At 63.6% G+C, this 19791-nt stretch carries 29 protein-coding genes, 1 tRNA gene and 2 pseudogenes; 12 read left to right on the top strand and 20 right to left on the bottom strand.

Annotation, left to right across the window (positions count from 1 at the left end):
- Both AC2VLV_RS05315 and AC2VLV_RS05310 read left to right on the top strand, forming a co-directional pair.
- Nucleotides 1-223, top strand: a pseudogene (locus AC2VLV_RS05315) (serine--tRNA ligase); the annotation flags it as partial.
- 78 nt (nucleotides 224-301) lie between these two features.
- A tRNA-Ser gene (locus tag AC2VLV_RS05310) sits at nucleotides 302-391 on the top strand.
- Between the two features lie 85 nt (nucleotides 392-476).
- Here AC2VLV_RS05310 and AC2VLV_RS05305 read toward each other — a convergent pair.
- From AC2VLV_RS05305 to AC2VLV_RS05240, 14 genes and pseudogenes are all read right to left on the bottom strand, one after another.
- Complete coding sequence (locus AC2VLV_RS05305) at nucleotides 477-1445, bottom strand: tyrosine-type recombinase/integrase (protein ID WP_486988983.1); 969 nt, start codon at nucleotides 1443-1445, stop codon at nucleotides 477-479.
- Between the two features lie 14 nt (nucleotides 1446-1459).
- Nucleotides 1460-1591 (bottom strand): annotated as a pseudogene (locus tag AC2VLV_RS05300) (helix-turn-helix domain-containing protein); the annotation flags it as partial.
- 122 nt (nucleotides 1592-1713) lie between these two features.
- A complete protein-coding gene (locus AC2VLV_RS05295) occupies nucleotides 1714-2250 on the bottom strand; it encodes a nucleoside 2-deoxyribosyltransferase (protein WP_486988982.1) in 537 nt (178 codons plus the stop codon).
- Nucleotides 2247-2471 carry a hypothetical protein gene (locus tag AC2VLV_RS05290; protein ID WP_486988981.1) on the bottom strand — a complete coding sequence of 75 codons (225 nt, stop codon included), beginning with the start codon at nucleotides 2469-2471 and terminating at the stop codon, nucleotides 2247-2249. Before AC2VLV_RS05290 ends, AC2VLV_RS05295 begins: the two co-directional genes overlap by 4 nt.
- The gene (locus AC2VLV_RS05285; RefSeq protein ID WP_486988980.1) at nucleotides 2468-2641 is read right to left on the bottom strand and encodes a hypothetical protein; all 174 of its coding nucleotides are present in this window, start codon (nucleotides 2639-2641) and stop codon (nucleotides 2468-2470) included. The genes AC2VLV_RS05290 and AC2VLV_RS05285 overlap by 4 nt, the downstream gene beginning before the upstream one ends.
- Before the next feature lie 5 nt (nucleotides 2642-2646).
- Nucleotides 2647-2925 carry a hypothetical protein gene (locus tag AC2VLV_RS05280; protein ID WP_486988979.1) on the bottom strand — a complete coding sequence of 93 codons (279 nt, stop codon included), beginning with the start codon at nucleotides 2923-2925 and terminating at the stop codon, nucleotides 2647-2649.
- A 15-nt stretch (nucleotides 2926-2940) separates the two neighbouring features.
- Nucleotides 2941-3153: a hypothetical protein gene (locus AC2VLV_RS05275; RefSeq protein ID WP_486988978.1), complete on the bottom strand. Its 213-nt coding sequence runs from the start codon at nucleotides 3151-3153 to the stop codon at nucleotides 2941-2943.
- 22 nt (nucleotides 3154-3175) lie between these two features.
- A complete protein-coding gene (locus tag AC2VLV_RS05270) occupies nucleotides 3176-3376 on the bottom strand; it encodes a YqaE/Pmp3 family membrane protein (protein ID WP_486988977.1) in 201 nt (66 codons plus the stop codon).
- A 32-nt stretch (nucleotides 3377-3408) separates the two neighbouring features.
- A complete protein-coding gene (locus AC2VLV_RS05265) occupies nucleotides 3409-3990 on the bottom strand; it encodes a hypothetical protein (protein WP_486988976.1) in 582 nt (193 codons plus the stop codon).
- Between the two features lie 11 nt (nucleotides 3991-4001).
- A complete protein-coding gene (locus AC2VLV_RS05260; protein ID WP_486988975.1) occupies nucleotides 4002-4793 on the bottom strand; it encodes a hypothetical protein in 792 nt (263 codons plus the stop codon).
- Nucleotides 4790-4999 carry a hypothetical protein gene (locus tag AC2VLV_RS05255; protein WP_486988974.1) on the bottom strand — a complete coding sequence of 70 codons (210 nt, stop codon included), beginning with the start codon at nucleotides 4997-4999 and terminating at the stop codon, nucleotides 4790-4792. The genes AC2VLV_RS05260 and AC2VLV_RS05255 overlap by 4 nt, the downstream gene beginning before the upstream one ends.
- Nucleotides 4996-5415 (bottom strand): single-stranded DNA-binding protein, encoded by a 420-nt coding sequence (locus AC2VLV_RS05250; protein WP_486988973.1) that lies wholly within the window; start codon nucleotides 5413-5415, stop codon nucleotides 4996-4998. The genes AC2VLV_RS05255 and AC2VLV_RS05250 overlap by 4 nt, the downstream gene beginning before the upstream one ends.
- A 99-nt stretch (nucleotides 5416-5514) precedes the next feature.
- A complete protein-coding gene (locus tag AC2VLV_RS05245) occupies nucleotides 5515-6075 on the bottom strand; it encodes a hypothetical protein (protein WP_486988972.1) in 561 nt (186 codons plus the stop codon).
- A gap of 72 nt (nucleotides 6076-6147) precedes the next feature.
- Nucleotides 6148-6837: a S24 family peptidase gene (locus AC2VLV_RS05240; RefSeq protein WP_486988971.1), complete on the bottom strand. Its 690-nt coding sequence runs from the start codon at nucleotides 6835-6837 to the stop codon at nucleotides 6148-6150.
- Between the two features lie 93 nt (nucleotides 6838-6930).
- On the opposite strand from AC2VLV_RS05240, the gene AC2VLV_RS05235 reads away from it, so the two are divergent.
- From AC2VLV_RS05235 to AC2VLV_RS05205, 7 genes are all read left to right on the top strand, one after another.
- Nucleotides 6931-7182 carry a YdaS family helix-turn-helix protein gene (locus AC2VLV_RS05235; protein WP_486988970.1) on the top strand — a complete coding sequence of 84 codons (252 nt, stop codon included), beginning with the start codon at nucleotides 6931-6933 and terminating at the stop codon, nucleotides 7180-7182.
- A 121-nt stretch (nucleotides 7183-7303) separates the two neighbouring features.
- Nucleotides 7304-8899, top strand: coding sequence for a DNA cytosine methyltransferase (locus tag AC2VLV_RS05230; protein ID WP_486988969.1), 1596 nt, complete (start codon nucleotides 7304-7306; stop codon nucleotides 8897-8899).
- 9 nt (nucleotides 8900-8908) lie between these two features.
- The gene (locus AC2VLV_RS05225) at nucleotides 8909-10138 is read left to right on the top strand and encodes a DUF1376 domain-containing protein (protein WP_486988968.1); all 1230 of its coding nucleotides are present in this window, start codon (nucleotides 8909-8911) and stop codon (nucleotides 10136-10138) included.
- A 21-nt stretch (nucleotides 10139-10159) separates the two neighbouring features.
- Entirely contained in the window at nucleotides 10160-11119 is a 960-nt protein-coding gene (locus AC2VLV_RS05220; protein WP_486988967.1) for a ParB/RepB/Spo0J family partition protein, read from the top strand.
- The gene (locus AC2VLV_RS05215; protein WP_486988966.1) at nucleotides 11112-11675 is read left to right on the top strand and encodes a hypothetical protein; all 564 of its coding nucleotides are present in this window, start codon (nucleotides 11112-11114) and stop codon (nucleotides 11673-11675) included. The genes AC2VLV_RS05220 and AC2VLV_RS05215 overlap by 8 nt, the downstream gene beginning before the upstream one ends.
- Nucleotides 11676-11683: 8 nt before the next feature.
- A complete protein-coding gene (locus AC2VLV_RS05210; RefSeq protein WP_141202338.1) occupies nucleotides 11684-11941 on the top strand; it encodes a hypothetical protein in 258 nt (85 codons plus the stop codon).
- Complete coding sequence (locus AC2VLV_RS05205; RefSeq protein ID WP_094160645.1) at nucleotides 11941-12276, top strand: chorismate mutase; 336 nt, start codon at nucleotides 11941-11943, stop codon at nucleotides 12274-12276. The genes AC2VLV_RS05210 and AC2VLV_RS05205 overlap by 1 nt, the downstream gene beginning before the upstream one ends.
- A 1-nt stretch (nucleotide 12277) precedes the next feature.
- On the opposite strand, the gene AC2VLV_RS05200 is transcribed toward AC2VLV_RS05205, so the two are convergent.
- The 3 genes from AC2VLV_RS05200 to AC2VLV_RS05190 form a co-directional block, all read right to left on the bottom strand.
- The gene (locus AC2VLV_RS05200) at nucleotides 12278-12844 is read right to left on the bottom strand and encodes a lytic transglycosylase domain-containing protein (protein ID WP_486988965.1); all 567 of its coding nucleotides are present in this window, start codon (nucleotides 12842-12844) and stop codon (nucleotides 12278-12280) included.
- Nucleotides 12845-13013: 169 nt separating this feature from the next.
- Nucleotides 13014-13916, bottom strand: a complete 903-nt coding sequence (locus AC2VLV_RS05195) for a formyltransferase family protein (RefSeq protein ID WP_486988964.1) — start codon at nucleotides 13914-13916, stop codon at nucleotides 13014-13016.
- On the bottom strand, nucleotides 13913-14116 hold the full coding sequence (locus AC2VLV_RS05190) for a hypothetical protein (protein WP_486988963.1): 204 nt from the start codon (nucleotides 14114-14116) through the stop codon (nucleotides 13913-13915). The genes AC2VLV_RS05195 and AC2VLV_RS05190 overlap by 4 nt, the downstream gene beginning before the upstream one ends.
- A gap of 129 nt (nucleotides 14117-14245) precedes the next feature.
- On the opposite strand from AC2VLV_RS05190, the gene AC2VLV_RS05185 reads away from it, so the two are divergent.
- From AC2VLV_RS05185 to AC2VLV_RS05175, 3 genes are read left to right on the top strand one after another with little or no spacing between them, the layout of a single operon-like run.
- The gene (locus AC2VLV_RS05185) at nucleotides 14246-16402 is read left to right on the top strand and encodes a DNA topoisomerase 3 (protein ID WP_486988962.1); all 2157 of its coding nucleotides are present in this window, start codon (nucleotides 14246-14248) and stop codon (nucleotides 16400-16402) included.
- Between the two features lie 10 nt (nucleotides 16403-16412).
- Nucleotides 16413-16745: a hypothetical protein gene (locus AC2VLV_RS05180; RefSeq protein WP_486988961.1), complete on the top strand. Its 333-nt coding sequence runs from the start codon at nucleotides 16413-16415 to the stop codon at nucleotides 16743-16745.
- The gene (locus AC2VLV_RS05175; protein WP_486988960.1) at nucleotides 16742-17335 is read left to right on the top strand and encodes a DUF6036 family nucleotidyltransferase; all 594 of its coding nucleotides are present in this window, start codon (nucleotides 16742-16744) and stop codon (nucleotides 17333-17335) included. The genes AC2VLV_RS05180 and AC2VLV_RS05175 overlap by 4 nt, the downstream gene beginning before the upstream one ends.
- Before the next feature lie 5 nt (nucleotides 17336-17340).
- Here AC2VLV_RS05175 and AC2VLV_RS05170 read toward each other — a convergent pair whose 3' ends face one another.
- Genes AC2VLV_RS05170 through AC2VLV_RS05160 form a run of 3 tightly spaced genes read right to left on the bottom strand, consistent with a single transcriptional unit; the run spans nucleotide 17341 to nucleotide 19785 of the window.
- On the bottom strand, nucleotides 17341-18504 hold the full coding sequence (locus AC2VLV_RS05170) for a carbon-nitrogen hydrolase family protein (RefSeq protein WP_486988959.1): 1164 nt from the start codon (nucleotides 18502-18504) through the stop codon (nucleotides 17341-17343).
- Nucleotides 18482-19027, bottom strand: coding sequence for a hypothetical protein (locus tag AC2VLV_RS05165; protein WP_013123590.1), 546 nt, complete (start codon nucleotides 19025-19027; stop codon nucleotides 18482-18484). Before AC2VLV_RS05165 ends, AC2VLV_RS05170 begins: the two co-directional genes overlap by 23 nt.
- Complete coding sequence (locus AC2VLV_RS05160; RefSeq protein ID WP_094159788.1) at nucleotides 19027-19785, bottom strand: hypothetical protein; 759 nt, start codon at nucleotides 19783-19785, stop codon at nucleotides 19027-19029. The genes AC2VLV_RS05165 and AC2VLV_RS05160 overlap by 1 nt, the downstream gene beginning before the upstream one ends.
- Nucleotides 19786-19791 lie beyond the last annotated feature (6 nt).

The following is a 19791-nucleotide window of genomic DNA, read 5'->3' as shown; positions in this document are numbered from 1 at the left end:
CTCCAATATGGAAGCGTTCCAGGCCCGCCGGATGCAGGCGCGCTATCGCGCCGAGAACGGCAAGACGGAACTCGCGCACACCCTCAACGGCTCCGGCTTGGCAGTTGGGCGCACGCTCGTGGCGATCCTGGAAAACTACCAACGCGCTGACGGGGGTATCGACATTCCCCAGGCGCTCCAGCCCTACATGGGAGGGCTGATCCAGATCGAGCCGCGTGCCTGATATACTCGCAGGCTTTTCGCGACCACGACAGCTCGCAAGCTTGAAGCGACCTGTGAAGCGAACTGCAACGAACACCCAGGAAAGGTGGCAGAGTGGTCGAATGTACCTGACTCGAAATCAGGCGTAGGCGCAAGCCTACCGAGGGTTCGAATCCCTCCCTTTCCGCCAGTAAATCAATAACTTAGGCCCGCTCAATGCGGGTCTTTTTGTATCCGGCGAAGCCGCTTTGTGCGTAAAAATCTGCCATGTTCACCTACGCGCTGCGCTTTTTTGCGCCGATGGTGGCCACGGCCTGGGCGAGCTGTTCCGCCTGCAGGTGAGAATATCTCGATGTGCTGCGGGCGTCTCTATGTCCGAGCACCGCGCCAACGGTGTAGAGCGACACCCCGCCATTGATCATCTCGCTTGCGGCGCTGTGGCGCAGGTCATGGAAGTGCAGATGGGATAATCCAGCGGCGTCTCGCGCCTGCACCCAATCGGCACGCAGCGTGCTGCGGTTTATCTTGAGGGGAAGGTATTGCAGGCATCCGGCGATGCGAGGACTTGCCGGGACAGCGCGCATGTCACCGTTTTTCGTGTCCGTCAGCACCAAGGTTTTGCCCTGCACGCGAAGCGCCCAGAGTTCGCCCAGGCGCATGCCGGTGTAGAAGGCTACCCGGATGGCGACGCGGGTTTGATGGTGTCTGGCCAGACGTGCGATGCGCAGCATGGCCAGTCGCCCAGCATAGAAGTGGCGCGCATTACGAACCACAGGCATCTGCATGCGCTGTGTCGGATCGTCGGGCGTCAGCCCATGCGTCTTCCAGGCATACCGGCACGCGGCCTTGAGACATGCCAGCCGGTTTCGGATGGTCGCCGGTGACATCCCGCGCGCAGTTTCTGTGCGGATGATGGTGGCGCAAATCTCAGGCAGAGCGTCCATCCTGCGACCAGCGTAGGCCCAAGCAATCGCGGCTAGTTGCTCGACGGTTTTCTTGTAGCTCTTGAGTGCAGTTTTCCCCTGCACATACAGAGTGACGGCATCGTCAATCAGCGGCGAGTCGGTGGAGACACCAGCTGCAATCGCGTACTGTCGGGCGCATTCTGTGCGGTCGTAGGCGTCAGCTTGGGCTTGACTCCAGCCCGCAGGAAGCAGCTTGCTAAATCGGAGCCGCTGGCCATTGATCGTGCGCGCGAACTCCCAACGGTAACGACGGTTGCGTTTGTCGTAGCGGATCGACATGATTGAAGATAGGTTTCAACGTCATGGGCGGAAAATCGTACAGCGGTTGCAATCCGGTAAGAGGGCAGATCGCCACGCTGCGCCAGAGCATAGACTGTGCGCACCTTGATACCGAGGCGCTCGGCAACTTTTGATGCAGTGAGCATTGTCACCCCTTGAGCCGGTGTAAGGCGCGCGTTGGTGTAGTGCCGAGCAGTCGGCTCAGTTACTGGCTCATCGTCCCGATGAACACAGAGTCTGCTATCGCTTTCGGTGATGGTGGCGTTGCTCATGATGACGCCCCTTGTCTGTCAGTCAACACCTCAGCCAGTCGCTCGATCGCACCCCAAGGCGCAGCCATGACGGGAAAGCTGCAAGCCAACATCAGATTGGCAGGGAACCCAAAGTCCTCCACCAGCCCGCCGTCGAGCTTGTCGCGCACCCGGCCATCGGCGTCGCGCCAGGCCTTGCGCAGCACTGCGCACCGCTCGGTCGTGCTCCAGTCGTCCCCGATCCAACCCGCCACCTGCTTGCCCATGGCTAGGGCGAAAGCGGCTTCGAATACAGAACCGCTGTCGGGCTCCACGCCGCGGAACGGACTGAGATTCACCAACACCGCATCGCAGGCGCGCAACTGGTGAAGGTTGTGCTGGTAAATCTGCTCGGCCACCGGCAGCGGCCCCTCCGTATGCACTTCCAGCCCATCGGTCGGCGCAACCGCTTCCAGGCCAGCATGTGCACAAGCGGCGCGCAAGCGGGCGTAGCGCGCATCCCGATCTTCAAAGAACAGATCGGGGCCTGCCAGATAAACACGCGGCTTGCTCATGTCGAGCCCTCCTTGTTGTAAACGGCATCGAGATGACAGGCATACTCGGTCATGTTGCGAATCAGAATCACCCGGCCATCGTCCAGCCCACGACCCGCCTCGCCTGCATCCAGACAGGCCAATAGAAAGCGATTGGTCGCATCCGCTGCCGCGTTGAGCTTCTTGACCAGATCGAGTGCCGACCGGCGCTGCGCCGCTTTGGCTTTGTCCGCTGATTTCATCGCCGGCCTTTTCTATTCCCTGCCACGCGCGCAATCAGCCAGACCGCCGTAATCACCCCGGCCGCCAGCCCGGCCGTCTGCAGCACCGTCAGATGCCGCGTGGCCTTGAAGATCACGTCGTAGACCAGCCCATGCACCACCGAGCTGACGACCATGTGTCCGATGTCCATGTGCATCACGCCTTCTCCACCGCCTCACCGAGCGCCATCACCGCGCCCAGGCTCGCAACCGCCGAGATGCAGACATCCCGATGCGGCAGATGCCCCCAGCGCAAGGAAACGAGTGCAGCGCGGGCCGGGTGCAGCGCAATCGCGCTCTGCCCGCAGGTGTGAATGATCCCCTGTGCTTGATCGAGGCAGCGGATCGCCGCCTCGATGTCCGCAGGAGCAGGCCGCAAGCCGATGCGTGCAAAGGCAATGAGCCGTTGCGGGAGTTCAAGCCATTCATTGAGCATGGTGCGGCCTCCTGGTCAATCAATGATGTGATGCCCGCGCCCAGCCATGCGGCGACGCCTGATCTCCCAACCCAGCCGCTTGTAAACGGCCCACAAGAGCTTGCCCAACGACCAGAGCAGGGGAGACAGAATAAGCAGCTTGACCCAGAGCGGCGCATGCATGAACAGGTCAAAGAGCCCAACGAGGGTCAAGATGGCGATGATGAACGTCATACCTGCGTATTGCATGGCAATCTCCTTTCGGGTGAGATCAAGCGCCATCGCGTGCCGCAAGGGCCTTGGCGATCTTCTTGTCGGTCTTGTACTGGCTGAGCGCGTAGACTGCCCAGATCGTGGCTGGAATCCAGCCAATCACGGTGAGCTGGAGAACGAGGCAGATGATCCCGGCGATGGGGCGTTTGATGGTGAAGAACACCAGCCAGGGGAGGAAGATGGCAATGAGAAGACGCATGGTCAAGTCCTTTGTGATGAGGTGAGAGAATGTCAGAATGCGCCACCAATTTGGACCTTGGAGGCAGCGGTGCAAGCAGGAGAGACCTGATCAAACGAAGTCCCGTCTTTGGCGCGATGCCCTGTCTTCCAGGTGAACTGCGCTTCGCACCACTCGGACTCTTCCTGCCACGCATGAATTGCTGAACTGGGAACAGCGGCAATCTGAGCGCGATACTTTTTCAGTACTGCGTCCTTCGTCGGATCAATTTTGAAGTTGCGATCAGTTTGTTCCTGGGAAGGCAGCAGGCGCGCGGCAGAATCCGCCTGCATGGCAGCCTGGAAAAACGCCGTAGTCTTCCCCGGCCAAGGCTCAGGTTTTTTGACCAGCGCAAGCATGTCAGGGTTCTTCACGAACCACTCCGCTGTGTCCGCCAAATTGCACTTGTCATATCCCGCCTGATCTCCCGTGTTGAGGATGCGATAGGCATTCGCGTTGCACCAATCCTTCAACTTGGCAAGCGCGCTCGGGTCTTTCACCAACCCAGCCAGAGAGTCAGCCGACCCCTCCTGCTTCCCGCATCCCGCCAACACCCCCGCGCACAGCAGCGCGGCCAGTACAACAGATCGTTTCATCAAGAACTCCTTCAAGTAGTCATGGAAGAACGGGCATCACAAGCTGCCTTGAGCAGCACAAATCGCCGCAGGAAAGCTTCCGCCCAGTAAGGCGGGCCAAGACATTCCAGAGCTTGCCGCTCCGGGAATGGCTCAACCCCGTGGAGTATCGGCCACGGCAGGTTGATTTTTATGTCAAAACGCAACAAATCCCGCCGTTCCGTGGCAAGCGCCACATGATCTGCATGCTTCACGAGGTCGCGCCAGTCGTTCATCACAGAGCGCAACCCGAACGCATCCAGCACAGCCTCCTCGGCCTGGTGCTCCAGGTCGCTCCAGGCAGTGCCCAGCATCGCCTTGATCGGCGTCGGCACATCGCCGACATAGGTCTCATGCGCGTCATGCAGCAGCCCGCAGAGCAGCGCGGCAGGCGGGGCTTCCATCGCCTCCAGAATGCGCACCACCAGCAGACTGTGCGCCGCGACCGAATAGTGCCCGGCACAATGCCCGCCGAAGCGGCAGATCAGCGAGAGCGCGTGGGCGATGTCGGCAATCCGCACATCCCGCACCCGCAGCGCGCCCGGCACATAGTCGATTCCCGAGCAGGTCAACATATGCGCCAACGAAACATCCTGGGGACGACTATCTAGCCAAGCCCCGCCCTCGCACTCCGCATCGCACCAGGCGATGTCGTGCGCGGCCTCCGAATCGCGCGCCGGGAATACCCCGCCACCCACCTCCACCCCGTCTTCGAGCAAGCGCAGCCGCACGCCCCCGCCCAACTCAGGGCGACGAGGAACGATCTCATAGCTGTAGCGCGTCACAGCCGCACCTCCGCAGCCAAGCGTCCAGCCACCGGCAGTGCCAGCGCCCCCTGAGCAATCCGTTCAGCACGAGCGAGCAGCCCCTGCGCATAGCCGCGACGGTAAGCCTCACGCCGCCAAAGGGCTGGATTCGGGTCGCGCCCGGCAAAACCATCCCTGTCGCCGACAAAGGCATAGTCCACGGGGTAGCGATTGAAGAAGATCATGGCGCATCCCCCTCATGACCGTGCAGCGCGGGCCATTCCAGCCCATCTGTCGCGGCAACCGCCGCATCAGCAGGCTTGTCCTTTTCCCGCCTTGTCAGCAACAGCAGCTCATCGGCAACGACCTCGGTCGTATACCGCTCAACCCCGTCCTTGTCGGCCCACTTGCGCGTGCGCAACTGGCCCTCGACATAGGCCTGTGCACCCTTGGCCAGAAAGTCAGCCGCAACCTCGGCCAGCTTTCCGAACAGCACGACGCGCGTCCATTCAGTTTCCTCACGCCGTTCGCCGCCCTTGTCCTTCCAAGTGCGTGAAGTCGCAATCGCGAGGGTGGCAACGGCCACGCCTTCCGCCGTGTAGCGCACCTCGGGATCACGTCCGAGGTGGCCGATCAGTTGAACCTTGTTGAGAGAGGACATGCTTCACTCCATCGGTGAGATGGAGTGAAGATAGCGCACAGCTAATAAAAAAACAATAGCGAATCGCCTTTGTTTGTGATTTTTTGTTTCGCAATGCTTTTAGGTGACGTTCAGGTACATCCATGTGCCATCTGGTTGCCGCTGGAAGGTCATGCCTTGGGAGTAAGTCTCGCCACTCACGGAAGACTGATAGACCACTCGGAAACTCAGCGCGTTGAGCGCAGGCATCTGCCAGTTGTCCATTCGGACTACGTTGACACACATGGTTTTCGGCGCGTACCGCATGGTTGGAAGAGGCCCCATCAGGGCGCGAATGGTGCCGTTAGGCGCGTTGTATTCGCCAAGGTACTTCCCGGGATCAAAACCAGGGTAGCAAGCAAGGAATTGGACGATTTTCTGAATCGTCGGCCCCGCCTGCTGCACCGCAGTCTGTATTTGCGCCTGAGCCTGGGGCTGGTTGATCTGGGCCAGGAGTTGTTGTTGCTGCGCCGCCGTGGGCTGCGGCATCGGCGGTCCAACCGGGGCCGTGGCCGCAGCCATCGACTGATTGACAGCGGCCAACTGTTGATTCATGGCCTGCAGTTGCTGGGTGCTGCAGCCAGCGAAGCCGCCCAAGGCGGCAAGGCTTGCGAGAGTAAGGGTGAGTCGGGCGATGCGCATAGAGCCTGATCCTTAAAGAGAGTTGAAAGGGCTTGTGAACGGCGTTGCGCCCTGCATGGGCGTCTCTCGAATTCAGACCTCCCGGCCGCCCCACACCCAGACCACCCGCCCGTGAACGAGCAGATCATCAGAGCCTTGTGAGGCAACCTCCCAGGGGTCGTAAATCTTGTTGTCCGACATGACCTTGAGTGCCTTGGGCAGCTTTTGCAGGCGTTTCACAAAGGTCTCCGTCCCGAGGGTGAACACATACACCCCGTCGCGATCAACCTCACGCGCCGAGTGATCGACCACCACGATGTCGCCATCACGCAACGTCGGCTCCATTGAGTCGCCCGCGACCGTGATGAGCGCCAGAGAAGCGATGGCCACGCCCGCGTGGCGCTGAATGCGAGCGGCAATGTCCTTGCCGATGCGCACGCTATCCACCTGGGTGAGCGCGTCCACGAAACGCCCGTGCCCAGCGGCAGCCGTCAGATCAAGTCGGCGGATCAGCACCTGCCCATCCTCAGCATCCGGCCCCGCCGATCCCGAATGCACGTTATCCATCCAACCCCGCTCAAGCTGGAAGGCCTTCTCAAGGGCGCGCGCCATGGTGTCGCCCATGGCGCGGTTCTTACCTGTGTCTCCGTATTTGGCCGAATTCTTGATCTGCGAGATTTGGGCATGCGATCTATTGGTCGCATCCGCAACGGCCTGGATGGAGCCTGCGCTATCGATCAAGGCCAGGAGATTGGTCAGGCGTATTTCATCAATGGTCTTCATGGCGCTATTGAACGGATGGCAGTCGCTTCGAAGAACTAGCGCTACAAGATCAAAGGAGTAGCGCATCGCTAGTATTTAGATATACTCCGAAGCATGCACCTCCTCACCTACACCCGCCTGCGCTACGGCCGATCCGCCGCCCTGGCCGATGCCCTCGGCTATGCCCGCCCGCTGATCTCCCAGTGGGCGCACGGCGTTCGCCCCGTGCCGGTCATGGCCGCACTCGAAATCGAGCGCCACACCCAGGGTGCCGTCATGCGCTGGGACTTGCGCCCCGACGACTGGCACCAAATCTGGCCCGAGCTCGTCGGCGCGGCAGGCGCGCCCCCAATCCCAAAACAATGAGGGAGACTAAGACGTGATCGACACCCGCGAAATCCGCCACTTCCACCTGTTCTGCGGCCTCGGCGGTGGCGCCAAAGGATTCAACAAGGCCCAGCCTCGCATCCCTGGCCTGCAAGGGCAGATGCGCTGCATCGGCGGCGTTGATGTGGACCCGGCGGGCATCGCAGACTTCTCACGCCTGGCCGGCGTGCCCGCCACGATGCTCGACCTCTTTGATCGGGGGCAATACCGTGACTTTCACGGATCAGAGCCGCCCGTTGGCTGGAAAGAGGCGACGCCTTCGGACATCCAGCGTGCTGCGGGAAATGAGCGCCCGCACATCGTCTTCCTGTCCGCGCCCTGCAAAGGGTTCTCCGGGTTGCTCTCGGAAACGCGCAGCAAGACCACCAAGTACCAGGCACTGAACCGGTTGACCGTGCGCGGCGTGTGGATGATGCTCGAAGCCTTTGGCGATGATCCGCCTGAGTTCGTCCTGTTCGAGAACGTGCCCCGCATCCAGAACCGAGGCGCGCATCTGCTCAGCCAGATCACGTCCTTGCTTGAGCAGTACGGCTATGCCGTTGCGGGCGCACCGCACGATTGCGGCGAGCTGGGCGGCCTGGGGCAATCGCGCAAACGGTATCTGCTGGTCGCCCGCCATCGGGAGAAGGTTCCACCGTTCCTGTACGAGCCCCAGAAGCGCCCGCTGCGCAGCGTGGGCGAGATCATCGGTAAGTTGCCGCTGCCCATCGACGGCATCGGCGGGCCGATGCACCGGATGCCACAACTGGCCTGGAAGACGTGGGTGCGTCTGGCCTTCGTTGAGGCAGGATCGGACTGGCGATCCCTGAACCGCCTGGCCATCGAGAACGAGATGCTGCGCGACTATCTGGTCGTGCCGCAGATGCACGACGGCGTGCTTGGGGTGCGCCACTGGGATCGACCCACAGGAACGATCAGTTCCAGCGGCAGGCCCATGACGGGCGCCTACGCGGTTGCAGACCCGCGCTTTGACGGTCAGCGCAACGACTATATGCAGTATGGCGTGATCCCGTGGAACAGGCCGACCGGGGCGATGATCAATGTGAAGTCGCCAGGCCAAGGAAAATTTGCAGTGGCCGACCCACGGCACATGGGGTCGCCGGAGCACAGCAACGAATTCCGGGTGGTTCGGTGGCGAGACGCCTCACGCGCCGTCACCGGCGGCCACGGCACGAGCCAATGTGTCGCTGATCCCCGTGGCGGTCTTGATCCGAACAAACTGCACAGCAAATATGAAGTCGCCGCCTGGGAAGGTGGTGCGGTGTCCGCTGCGGCCGGCCACGACAACGGCCGCTGGAGTGTTGCTGATCCCAGAGAGCCTGCATGCTGCTTCGATGTGGAGGACGCAGCAATCGCGCCCTGTGAAATGCCTGGGGCGAATGACAAGCTGGCGGCTCGGATCGTTGCGGAAGATGGAACCTGGCACCGGCCATTCACCACCCTGGAATTGGCCTCGCTGCAGAGCCTCGTCGATCCCGAAGATTGGCTGGAGCTTGACGGCCTCAGCGACAGCGCCTGGCGCGAACGCATCGGCAACGCGGTGCCGCCAGACGCGGCCCAGGCGATTGCTGAAGAAATCGGGCGCACCCTGCTGCTTGCCTGGACGGGTGAGACCTTTCAGTTGTCCGCGACCCCGATTTGGGTGCGGAACATCGACATTGCGCTCGCAGTGGATGTGCCGCAGTTTGGCTATTGAGGAAGCGCCATGCACGATAAAGACGGTTTTCTTGCCCCCCTCACCCCGCCCACCTGCGACCTGCGCGCCATGCCTCACATGCCGCTGGACGTGACGCGCCTGCTCAACTCCGACTTCATCGCCCAGACCGACTGCCCCGCCTTCAAGGCCGGCATGACGCTGATGCTGACAAGCTGGCAGCAGGTGCCAGCCGCCAGCCTGCCGTCGGACGACAGGTCCCTGGCCTGGCTGGCCCACGTCACCCCGCAGCGCTGGCGCAAGATCAAAGACCAGGCCCTGCGCGGCTGGATGTTGTGCAGCGACGGCCGTTTGTATCACCCCGTCATCGCCGAGTTCGCGCTGGACGCCTTCGACAAAGTGCGAGAGCGCCTCGACGACAGCGCCCCGGCCCGGCGCATCAGCAGCAGCGCCGAGCGCATGCGCCGCCTGCGCGCCCGGCAGAAAGCCGAGCGTGACGCCGCGTCACAAGCGTCACATGTGACGCCGGGAGTGACGCTCGGTGACGTCACCAGTGACGTCACATGTGACGGCTGTGACGCGTCACCCGTGACGCCCCCTCCCCACCCCCCACCCACCCAAGAAGAAGAGAAAGAGAAAGGGAGTGACGCGCGTGACGCGTCACCTGTGACGCCCGGTGTGACGCAAGAAGTGACGCCCGTCACTGCGTCACAGCCCCAGCGTCACCTGCCCATCCTGCAGGCAATGCCCGCGTCTGCAGGCGCTCACGCGCCTTCGCCGCCCCCCATCTCTCAGACACAAGACACGAGCCCCAACCCGGCGCCGATGGACGGCAAAGCCAAAGGCAAACACCCGTCACTCACGCCTGCAGAAAAACAACTCGCCGAGCAACTCTGGCAGCACTACAGCGAGGCCTTCCAGTCCCGCTACGACGCGCCACCGCTGCGCGACGGAAAGGTGAACTACCAGCTCGCCAGCCTCACCCGCAGCCTGGGCCAGCAAGCTCCGGCCGTCGCCGTTCACTACCTCCAGAGCAACCACGACTGGTACGTCCGCAAGGGACACGATCTTGGCACCCTGCTGGCCGATGCCAGCAAGGTGAGAGCCGACTGGATGGCCGCCAGCAAACGCGCTGCCCAGCTCGATGCCGTGCGCGCCCGCAACCACCAGCCCCCGCAAACCTCCACCCCGCCCAAGGAGTCCCCACCCGCCCCGGAAACCATCCGAGCCCAGCTCGCCGCCCTGCAAGAGAAATTCACCCCCCGCGCCGCCAGCGCCTGATCCTCTCAACTCCTCCCCACCATGCAAGCGACCGCCATGACCTCCACCACAGCCCTTCCCCTGGACTTCGGCACCCCCGGCGCCGACCCGCAGCAACTGCGCGCCGTTCCACTCGATGCCGTGCAGACCGAGAGCGACTTCCCCGTGCGTCGCCTCGATGCCGACACCCTCGACGACCTGGCCCGGAGTCTTCAAATCGTCGGCCAGCTTCAACCCATCGGCGTGCGCGCCGCAGGGAAGAACTGGTCACTGATCTATGGCGAACGGCGCGTGCGCGCTGCCCGACTGCTGGGCTGGCGCACGCTGCTGGCGCGGGTGTTCTCACCCATCGGTGCCGCCCCCGTGGTGCTGCGCGCCACCGAGAACATGCACCGGCAGGAATTCAGTCTGGAAGATGCCGCCGACACGGTGCTGCGGCTCGTCGGCGCAGGCATGACGCCGCCGAGCATCGCCAAGGCCCTCGCCAGGCGCGAGGCCTGGGTGAGCAGCATGCTGTCCTTCGCCCGCAATCCTCTGGCTCGCGAACTGGCCAGCCTGGGGCGTTTGCAGTCGGTCTCCGCCTGGGAGTCCTTCGCTGCGCTCGACCAAGCCGAGCAGGGCACCGTGCTGGAGTCCAGCGACACCATCACCGTGGCCCGCTGCGACGAAGCCCGTCAGGCGTCCCGACAGAAGGAGGCGCGCCGACAACGGCATCTGGCGCCTGCCGCCCCAGAAGCTCCACCCTCTGCGGCGCACGCGGAGGGTGAAGCGGCACAAGCCTGCGTATCTGCCTCCGCGCAGGCCTGCGCATCCGCCGAACAGGACATCGGCTGGCGAAAAGAAAACCCGCCGCCGGACAACGCTATCACCATCACCCTGCGGCAGGGTCAAAAGCAAGCCCTGCAGCGCATCATGGTCGACGAGAACCGTGATCTGGACGACATCCTGCAGGAAGCGGTCGATGTTTATCTCACCCATCGGCAGGGAGCAGGCCATGAATGAATCGCAGATGACGACAACACAGGCCGCCCAAGCGCTGTTCACGAGCCTGCTCGATGAGCAGGTCCATCTGTTTACAGGCGTCAGCACCCTGAGCATGGACGATGTGCGCCAGAGCCTGTACCTCTTCTGTCTGGAGCACGCAGCAGGCATGGACGCCTTCAATCCCCTGCTGGGCACCCCCAAGAACTACATCATGGGCCGCATGTGGGGTCTGGTCGAGCGCTGGCGGCCGATGTCCTCGCTCGATGACATCCTGACCGATGACCACGACCAACCCATCCGCCAGAGGCTGCCCGATGCCCTGCAGGCGCCGGGGGTAGAGGCCGCGCTCATCGCCCGCGCGCAGCGCCAGGCCGAAGAACAGATTCGTGACGACCTCGAACGCGCCAATCGCAAAACCATGCACGGCCTGCCGACCACCGTCGCCCTGGTCACCCACTGCGACCGGCCTCTCAGCGAAGTCGCCCGCCTGTGCGGCAAGAACAGGTGGCGGCTGCGCCAGTCCGTGCGTCAGCAGAGCAGCGGCTTGGCGCAGGGCGGAGGTCTCGCAGGATAATGCCGAATATGAAAACCGTCGGCCACCGGAAGCCCCACACGATCACCCTGCACGCCAGAGCCGGAGCGCTGGAGGAGTTCGGGCGTTTCAACGACGCCTTTCACAGCCTCGCCCGCACACGCATCCTTCTTCCCAAGGGAGTGTTCAGACTGTCCCATGAGGAAGCCGACAGGCAGATGACCGAGGGCATCGCCCGCGGCATGGCTTTGTTGGCAGCGGAGCACAATCAAGGTGCACCTGACGCCACCCGACAAGGCAAGAAGTGATGCAGAGGATGTTGCAGACCTTGCGCTCAGAGATCGACAGGATCGACGGACAGATCATTGAGCTTCTCGCCAGACGCTTCGCGGTCACCCGGCAGGTCGGGCAACTCAAGGCGCATCATGCGCTGCCAGCGGTAGACGCAGAGCGCGAATCTGCCCAGCAGTTGCGCTATGAGCAACTCGCGCGGGCAAATGGCCTCGACCCGGCTTTAGTCACGGGTCTGTTTCGTGACATCATCGCAGCAGTGGTGCGTCAGCACGGTGAAGCCATCACCCCAGAACGCCCCGGATCAAGCCAGCCGCCGCGCAGCCGGAAAGATCACGGCAACGAGCGGTGAGTCACCACTTCGCGGCCAGCCCATTACCCTTGGGAGCCAGCGGACTCGCCTGCGGCGTCCAGGTGATGGCCGGGCGAACCGGCGGCAGCGCAGCGCCGACAGTGGCCCATGGCGCAATCTGCCCGCCTGGGATGGCTGGCACGACAACGCCCGCTTTCCCAAACACCTTCTCCCCATAAGCCATTCCCACCGGGCTGCGAAGCCTGCCGGTGTTGTACGCCGACAAGGTGGCGCGCAGATCGCCCGAGCGCGTCCACCCCTCCATCAGAACCGTCTGCGCGGCGCGCAGGTTCTGGCAGGGATCGAGAACCTGATCGACGCCCAGCCCCAGACGGGGCAGGTTCTTGCTGCTGATCTGTGCCAGGCCGATGTCCACCGAGTGCCCTTGGGCGATCAGCTCACGCGCCAGCCGTGCGGCCTCAGCCACTGTCGTCGGCGCATAGCTCTTGCCACTGGTGTTGTCATGCAGAGCCAGCGGATTACCACCGCTTTCCTGCTGCACCACCGCGGCCATCGTCACAGGCGCGATCTGGGGTGCGCATTGCTCCATCAAGGCGATCGCGCTCATCAGGGGGAAGGCGAAGAAGCGACAGATTGCGACGCAGGGATGGTCGCTCGCTGATCGGGGGCCGAAGGCGAACCCGGCGTGCGGGATTCCCCGCCGCCGCAGCCGGACAAGGCCACCGCGCAGAGGGCGAGGGCGGCCCAGTATCGGACCGCGACGGATACCCGCGAGTTCATGCCAAGCCCCCTGTTTCTGAGCATTCAAAACGCACGACGTGGGAGCCGACAGGCAATAGCCGGTGCTCCACATGTGCGCGAACCGCATTGCGCAGCGCAAGCGCCTCAAACTGCGCGCCGTGCTGCTTGAGCGATGCCAGCGTTTGCGCCGGATCGACTGCGAAAGCCTGCTGGCAAATGATCGGCCCTTCGTCCAGCGCGTCCGTCACATAGTGGGCCGTGGCACCCATCACCCGAACCCCGCGCGCCAGCGCTCGCTCGTAGGTGTTGGCGCCAACAAAGGCGGGCAACAGCGCGTGATGTACGTTGATGATGCGATGCGGAAACCGCGCCACCATCTCGGGTGGCAGGATGCGCATATAGCGCGCCAGAACGATCAGATCTGGCGCGATTCCGATGGACGCAAAGAAATCGGCGGCGTGCAGGCGCTGCTCCCCGCCCACAAAAAACGGCACGCCATGGGCGCGCGCCAACGGCTCCAGCGCGGCATTCGTGGAGATCACCGCGCAAACTTGAGCCTTGTCATGGTTGGCCTGGCACCACTCCAGAACCGCTCGCGGAGATTCCTCCTGCCGCGTGACGAACAGGGCGATCTGCTGAGCAGATGCATTTGCCGAGACGGCGCGCGCGGCGATCACGGGCATGCGGCATTCCGCCAGCACCTGCCGAACCTCTTCAAATCGGGCCTGGGTCATACGCGCCCGCCAGGCGAGGGTGCGAGTGGCTGCGTGGGGTGCCAGAGCCCCGGCCTCTGCACCGACCAGATCCTTGATGCCGATCTCGGCTTCCCCCGCAGCGGGCTGTGCAATCGCGCCCATCACGATCTGGGGCGGGTCGCCATAAAAGCTGTAGTCCACCCCTTCATAGAAGGAGTAACTGGCCGCGTCGTACCCGCTCATGAGCGGGTCTCGGGGGTCTTTTTGGCGTTGCTTACCAGCGGACGCCCAGGGCTCACGACACTCCACCCCCCGCGCAACGGCACATGGGCAGAACGGGAAGCGTGAATCTTCAGCCAAGCCACCAGCATGAGGAGTGCAGCAATGCCGAAGAGGATGGCGAAGATGCCAAAAACGATGACAGACATGTCCAAGGGGGTCATAGCAGCCTCCGGTCAGGGTTGCGGCGCCAGACGTTGGCGCCTGACCCTGACTCTGCGGGTGTGGGACAAAAGCCCCTGTCCCCACCCCGCAGAGTCTCCAGAGAACCCTTACCCTTCTCTGGAGACAACATGCGCCTCATCATTGCCGAGAAACCCTCCGTCGCCCAAGCCATCGCCGGTGTCATCGGCGGGGACAAACGGGAGGGTGGCCACATCAACTGCTCGCAGGCCCACACCCGCGTGACCTGGTGCTTCGGCCACCTGCTGAAACAGGCTAGGCCGGAGGACTACGCAGGCGGCCAGGTACTGGCGTCGCATCTGCCCATAATCCCCAGAAATTGGAAACTCTCGCCGCGCGACGGCGGCGCAGGCAAACAGATCAAGGTCATCCGCGAGCTACTCAATACCGCCGACGAAGTCGTCAACGCCGGTGACGCCGACCGCGAGGGCCAGTTGCTGGTCGATGAGGTCTTGCTGTTCCTGAACTGGAAGGGCAAGACCTCCCGCCTGTGGCTGTCCAGCCTGGATGACGAAAGCGTGCGGCGTGCGCTGGTGAGTCCCAAGAACAACGACGCCCTGCGCCCCCTCTACGAATCTGCCCTGGCCCGCCAGCGCGCCGACTGGCTCATGGGCATGAACGCCTCCATCGCCCTGAGCCGCAATCTGCAAGCCTGCGGCGTGCAGGGCGCCTGGAGCGTGGGCCGGGTGCAGACCCCGACCCTGGCGCTGCTGGTCGATCGCCAGCGCGACATCCAGAACTTCAAACCGCGCGATCACTACCAGGTGCAGGCCACTCTCGATGGCGACATCCGCGCCCTCTGGCAGATTCCCGAAGACCTGCAAACCGATGATGGCCTGCTGCTGGACAAGTCTGCCGCCGAGACCTGCGCCCAGGCGGTGCAGGGCCAGCGCGCAATCGTCTCCACCTTCACCCGCAAGGCGGGCGAGCGCCAGGCGCCGATGCCCTATGTCCTCAGCACTCTGCAGAAGACGGCCAGCAGTCGGCTGGGCCTATCCGCCAAGGACACGCTGGCCGCGGCGCAGGAACTCTACGAAGCCAAGCTCGCCACCTACCCGCGCTCCGACTGTCCCTGGCTCCCCGTCGAAATGCACGCCGCCGCCGCGCAGATCATTCGCGCCCTGGGCGCAGCGGAAATGGCCGGCATCGACCCCGAACGCCGTCATCCCGCCTGGAACACCGCCAAGGTCGAAGCGCATCACGGCATCATTCCCACACGCCGCGGCCTCGCCGAGGTCTCGGGCCTGTCCGAGAACGCGAAAAAGATATACGGCCTGCTGCGCGAGTCCTACCTGCGCCTGTTCATGTCGCCGGAAACCTTCGAGACCCGCGAAGCCCTGTTCACCTTTCCCGGCGCAGAGCGCTTCAAGGCCAGCGCCCGCATCGTGCAGGAACCCGGCTGGACGCAGCTCGGCCAAGCCGACAACAGCGCGGAAGACGACGAGACCGGGCAGGTCGCCAGACTGCCCATCCTGACCGAGGGCCAGCAACTGGCCTGTGAATCCGCGCAAGTGCTTGCCAAGCGCACCAGCCCGCCCAAGCCCTACACCGACGGCACGCTCATTGCCGCCATGACGGGCGTGCACAAACTGGTCACCGACCCGAAGCTGAAGGCGCGACTGAAGGAGACTTCAGGGCTGGGCACCGAAGCCACGCGGGCCTCGATGATCGAAGTTCTGATCGCCCGCGAGTACGCCGAGCGGAAAAAGAAAGAGATTCACCCGACCGACCGCGGCGTGCAGTTGATCGACATGCTGCGCAAGGTCGCCCCCGACCTGGCCGACCCCGGCACGACCGCCTTGCAGGAAGATGCGCTGGCAGCAGTGGCCAGCGGCCGGACGACGTTCGACACCTTCATGTCGGCCCAGCTCGATGCCGTGCGCGAGTCCACCAAAAAACTGCTGTACGGCCAATTTGGCATAACGCCCGCCAACTTTTATGTCTGTCAGGCCTGCGGCGGCAGCGGTTGCGCCCAACGCACCAGCAAGGCCGGAACGGCGTATCACCGCTGCCTTGACTGTGGCGCGGCATTCGCCGACGACGCGGGCAAACCCGGCAAGCGCTTCGAGGACAAACCGCAGGATGTGCGCGCCGCAGCCAAAGCGGCCGCATCCGGCCCGAATTGCCCGAGTTGCGAGAAGTCCACCTTCAAGAGCACGACCAGGACCGGCAAGCGCTATTACCGCTGCAGCGGGTGCAAGTCCGCCTGGTGGCCAGATCGCGAGGATGAAGGAAAGCTCGGGACGAAGTGGGAAGATCGGAAGTAAAATCAACCACATGAATGAACCAGCCCGTCACGCGGAGGATGTACGTCAGCACATGGCCGCCAAGGCTGAAAAAGTGCGACGTGACATGAGACTCCGGGAATTACACCGCATCGCCAGCGAGCGTCTGGCTGATGATGCGTTGGGCGCTCAGGCGCGCCTGCGCGCCATTCATCGGGTTGATTTGTGGGAGTCGAGGGGGTTGTGCAGCAGGGATTACATTGCCGCATGGCGACGCCTTCTCGCACTCGATGCCGCCTCATTTCGTCATGAAGTGCTAAGCGACGCGCCCGGCATGGTGGCCCTACGCCAAAACACACCGTTCGGTTTTCTGTTGCGGGAATGAAACGTGCAGATATTGAGCTGTTGCTCAATCAGGCCAAGCTGCTCACAAACCACAGCCACTTCGTCATCATCGGCAGTCTTTCCATTCTGGGGGCCGCTGAGCGCCCCCCAGAATCGATGACAGTATCCATCGATGTGGATTTATACCCGCGAGATGATCCTGGGCGAGCCTCGGAGATGGCGTCCCATCTAGGTCTGGGCAGCGCTTTTGAAGAGGAGCATGGCTTTTACGCAGACCCGGTTTCGCCACGCCTTGCGTCCCTGCCAGAGGGGTGGGAATCTCGCATGATCCCGATCAAGTTTCAGTCCGGTGTAACGGCCTGGTTCATCGAGCCGAATGATGCCGCAGTCTCCAAATATGTGAGGAGCGAACCCCGAGACCGCGCCTGGATTCGCGGTGGGCTATCCGCGGGGATTCTGTCGATGCCGACTATCGAATATCGGTTGCAGGAAACCTATGCGGACGACAGCGAGATCGATCTGGCAAAGCAGTCGATCAAAGAAGATAAGGCTTGGTTGGCCGAGAAGGATTTTGGACGGCACCCAGATCGGAAAATCCGCAAGGGGGCGCGGCGCGGCAACGAGCGCTAGCAATCTCAGAGATTCACCGCGGTCACCACCGCCACTCCCATCAACCGCACCCACGCCCGCGTGCTCGCATCCTGAATCTCGGGGGCGGCGCTCCCGGGCGCAGCCCACCAGGCATTGGTCTGCGCCACAATCACCGTCGGTCGCTGCAACAGCGCCTCAAGCCACGTCCAAGGCTGCACTTGTTCCACGCAAATCGCGGCCCACACGCGTTGCCCGTCAAGGTCAAGCACCCGTTGCCACCAGGCAGGACGCAGGGTGCGCGGATTCCAAGGCTGCCAGTCACCGCCCAGCAGCAGGCCCGCAGCCTCTGCGACCGGCACCGGATCGGCGTACCCATGCCGGACCTGCACGACCGCATCGCGCGCATCCATCTGCACGCCGAGCAGCCAGACCTGCCCCGGCGGCACCGCTGCAGCGAACTGCGCTCGGGTGCCGTCGTACCAGTCTGGCAGGATGGCTTCAGGAAACACCAGCACCCGCGCCGCAGCCCCCTGGGAGAGACCTGCGGCGATCACCGCTTGATTGTTGGCGATGCCGGCCAGGACATTGCCGTCGTCCGGCTTGATCTGCGTGTGTATGCCAACCCAGCCTTCTGGCAAAGCCGGAGCAAGCCCGATTCCATGCTTGACCACTGCAGCGGCATTCGCCAAGACCGCGCCCACCAGCAGTGAAACCAGCACTCGGCGCGAACCCTCCCCGTCGCGCAAAGCCAGCGGAAGGATGACCGCGAGAGCCAGCATGAGCAGCAAACCGATCCATCCCATCGCCGGGAACAGCACGCCTGCGGCATTCATCGGCGAGAGCCAGCCGATCACGCCCAGCGGGGGCAGGGCGGTCAGCAACAGCGCGGCCAGCAAGCCGCCGCGCCGGGGCGGCAGCGCCCACGGCAAGGACAACGCCAGCGACGCCCCTGCCCATGCCGCGCAGGCCATCAAGGCGTGATGCTTCCCCCAATAGCCCAACACCGCCGAAACGATCGGCCAGCAGCCCACCGCGTAATAGGCCAGCGCCACCCCGAACCGGCGCCGCGCCGTGCCGCTTGCCGCGACCAGCATGGGAAGACACAGCGATGCCAGCGGCCCAATGAGGCTGGAACCGCCCCACAGCCAGGCGCTGCCGGCGGCAGCCGCGGCGAGGATCGGCCATTCACTTGCCAAAGCGCGGCGCATGGTCAGGAGCCGTCAGCTTCTGAATCATCTGCTGCTGCAACTGCACCGTCTGCTCCAACTGGAGCTTGCCCGCCAAGAAACCGACAAACAACGAGAAAGCGATGACCACGCCCAGGATCGCCATCGAGGTCAGCGAAAACATCTCCCGCAAACCGCTGGTCACCCCTTCTCGCACCGCCGACCTGACCACCCCCTCATCCACCTTCGCGTTCACCGGCCGCGCCGCCGCCTCCTGCAGGCCGCGCAAGCCGACGATCACCGGCGTCAAATCCATCGGCGCCGCATCCGCCTTGCCCGACTCCAGCACCGCCGCCTTCACCGCGGCCAGCACATCCGCCCTCGGCGTGCTGCGCGCCCAGCCCCAGGCAACCAGCGTGACCTGGGGAATGTTGCTCGGGTCATCGACCTCAAACTGGGCGCGCTGCATGATGCCCAGCAGTGAGCGAATCTCCTTCCATTCGTCCTCGGCAGGTAGCCGCCCGAGCACATCCATGAACACCTGTTCCGAATTGCTGTAGGCCATCACACCACCTCCACATCCACAGACTCGATCGGCTCCAGCGCCGCCCCGGCCCGTTTGAGCCAGGACTGCAGGGCCAGCCGGTAGCCATACGGCAGCGGCCGACCGTCGATGCCCGAAGCCAGCACCTCATGGAACGGGCGACGCCCGATCATCACCGCGAGCTGGTCGTTCATCTCCGGCAGTTCAGTCTCGACCCAGGCGCCTTCCTCCACCAGGCGCTGCCGCAGCGGGTCGGTCTGCCAGAGCACGAACTTGTCCGCCGAACCGAAGAACAGGTTCTTCACCACGATCCCGGCCTCATAGCGCGCGGGCATATTGCGCAGGCGGTAATCCAGCGCCCGGATGCTCTCCTGAGTGCGGCTGAGCAGCCACACCGGCACCGCATTGGCCTCGCGCAGCACCTCGCCGACGATGTGGATCGACCCGTCGAATGCCCGCGTGCCGATCTGCGCCGGCATATTGATGATGATGCGGTACTCCGCCGTCTGGGCGGCAGCGCCGAGCATGGCCAGCTTCGTACCCAGATCGATCCAGCCGCTCTCGGTGGAAAGATCGAGCAGCGCCGTGCTGGCGATGCCGCCGCCAGGCCGCAGCCCTCCTTCGCCGCACACGTCCGGGTTGGAGAGATCGGCGTCATAGACCACCAGACGGGGACGCTGCTCCTCTTCTCTGGACAGGAAGTGATGAACCAGCGCACGGGCGGCCAGGCTCTTGCCGACGCCGCCTTTGTCGCCATCGATGATGAATGTCTTGAGCATGATGAA

The sequence above is a fragment of the Thiomonas sp. TH-17 genome (assembly GCF_057473305.1).
This window is presented reverse-complemented; position numbering and strand designations above follow the sequence as displayed.

What these genes read in the sequence shown, in the direction of transcription:
- AC2VLV_RS05295 (WP_486988982.1), bottom strand. Translation starts at nt 2,250, where the DNA reads ATGAGCAAGCCGCGTGTTTATCTGGCAGGCCCCGATCTGTTCTTTGAA.
- AC2VLV_RS05250 (WP_486988973.1), bottom strand. Translation starts at nt 5,415, where the DNA reads ATGTCCTCTCTCAACAAGGTTCAACTGATCGGCCACCTCGGACGTGAT.
- AC2VLV_RS05225 (WP_486988968.1), top strand. Translation starts at nt 8,909, where the DNA reads ATGCACGATAAAGACGGTTTTCTTGCCCCCCTCACCCCGCCCACCTGC.
- AC2VLV_RS05210 (WP_141202338.1), top strand. Translation starts at nt 11,684, where the DNA reads ATGAAAACCGTCGGCCACCGGAAGCCCCACACGATCACCCTGCACGCC.
- AC2VLV_RS05215 (WP_486988966.1), top strand. Translation starts at nt 11,112, where the DNA reads ATGAATGAATCGCAGATGACGACAACACAGGCCGCCCAAGCGCTGTTC.
- AC2VLV_RS05275 (WP_486988978.1), bottom strand. Translation starts at nt 3,153, where the DNA reads ATGCAATACGCAGGTATGACGTTCATCATCGCCATCTTGACCCTCGTT.
- AC2VLV_RS05200 (WP_486988965.1), bottom strand. Translation starts at nt 12,844, where the DNA reads ATGAGCGCGATCGCCTTGATGGAGCAATGCGCACCCCAGATCGCGCCT.
- AC2VLV_RS05290 (WP_486988981.1), bottom strand. Translation starts at nt 2,471, where the DNA reads ATGAAATCAGCGGACAAAGCCAAAGCGGCGCAGCGCCGGTCGGCACTC.
- AC2VLV_RS05185 (WP_486988962.1), top strand. Translation starts at nt 14,246, where the DNA reads ATGCGCCTCATCATTGCCGAGAAACCCTCCGTCGCCCAAGCCATCGCC.
- AC2VLV_RS05160 (WP_094159788.1), bottom strand. Translation starts at nt 19,785, where the DNA reads ATGCTCAAGACATTCATCATCGATGGCGACAAAGGCGGCGTCGGCAAG.
- AC2VLV_RS05165 (WP_013123590.1), bottom strand. Translation starts at nt 19,027, where the DNA reads ATGGCCTACAGCAATTCGGAACAGGTGTTCATGGATGTGCTCGGGCGG.
- AC2VLV_RS05270 (WP_486988977.1), bottom strand. Translation starts at nt 3,376, where the DNA reads ATGCGTCTTCTCATTGCCATCTTCCTCCCCTGGCTGGTGTTCTTCACC.
- AC2VLV_RS05170 (WP_486988959.1), bottom strand. Translation starts at nt 18,504, where the DNA reads ATGCGCCGCGCTTTGGCAAGTGAATGGCCGATCCTCGCCGCGGCTGCC.
- AC2VLV_RS05195 (WP_486988964.1), bottom strand. Translation starts at nt 13,916, where the DNA reads ATGAGCGGGTACGACGCGGCCAGTTACTCCTTCTATGAAGGGGTGGAC.
- AC2VLV_RS05285 (WP_486988980.1), bottom strand. Translation starts at nt 2,641, where the DNA reads ATGGACATCGGACACATGGTCGTCAGCTCGGTGGTGCATGGGCTGGTC.
- AC2VLV_RS05280 (WP_486988979.1), bottom strand. Translation starts at nt 2,925, where the DNA reads ATGCTCAATGAATGGCTTGAACTCCCGCAACGGCTCATTGCCTTTGCA.
- AC2VLV_RS05190 (WP_486988963.1), bottom strand. Translation starts at nt 14,116, where the DNA reads ATGACCCCCTTGGACATGTCTGTCATCGTTTTTGGCATCTTCGCCATC.
- AC2VLV_RS05175 (WP_486988960.1), top strand. Translation starts at nt 16,742, where the DNA reads ATGAAACGTGCAGATATTGAGCTGTTGCTCAATCAGGCCAAGCTGCTC.
- AC2VLV_RS05205 (WP_094160645.1), top strand. Translation starts at nt 11,941, where the DNA reads ATGCAGAGGATGTTGCAGACCTTGCGCTCAGAGATCGACAGGATCGAC.
- AC2VLV_RS05255 (WP_486988974.1), bottom strand. Translation starts at nt 4,999, where the DNA reads ATGATCTTCTTCAATCGCTACCCCGTGGACTATGCCTTTGTCGGCGAC.
- AC2VLV_RS05305 (WP_486988983.1), bottom strand. Translation starts at nt 1,445, where the DNA reads ATGTCGATCCGCTACGACAAACGCAACCGTCGTTACCGTTGGGAGTTC.
- AC2VLV_RS05265 (WP_486988976.1), bottom strand. Translation starts at nt 3,990, where the DNA reads ATGAAACGATCTGTTGTACTGGCCGCGCTGCTGTGCGCGGGGGTGTTG.
- AC2VLV_RS05180 (WP_486988961.1), top strand. Translation starts at nt 16,413, where the DNA reads ATGAATGAACCAGCCCGTCACGCGGAGGATGTACGTCAGCACATGGCC.
- AC2VLV_RS05230 (WP_486988969.1), top strand. Translation starts at nt 7,304, where the DNA reads ATGCGCTGCATCGGCGGCGTTGATGTGGACCCGGCGGGCATCGCAGAC.
- AC2VLV_RS05245 (WP_486988972.1), bottom strand. Translation starts at nt 6,075, where the DNA reads ATGCGCATCGCCCGACTCACCCTTACTCTCGCAAGCCTTGCCGCCTTG.
- AC2VLV_RS05220 (WP_486988967.1), top strand. Translation starts at nt 10,160, where the DNA reads ATGCAAGCGACCGCCATGACCTCCACCACAGCCCTTCCCCTGGACTTC.
- AC2VLV_RS05240 (WP_486988971.1), bottom strand. Translation starts at nt 6,837, where the DNA reads ATGAAGACCATTGATGAAATACGCCTGACCAATCTCCTGGCCTTGATC.
- AC2VLV_RS05235 (WP_486988970.1), top strand. Translation starts at nt 6,931, where the DNA reads ATGCACCTCCTCACCTACACCCGCCTGCGCTACGGCCGATCCGCCGCC.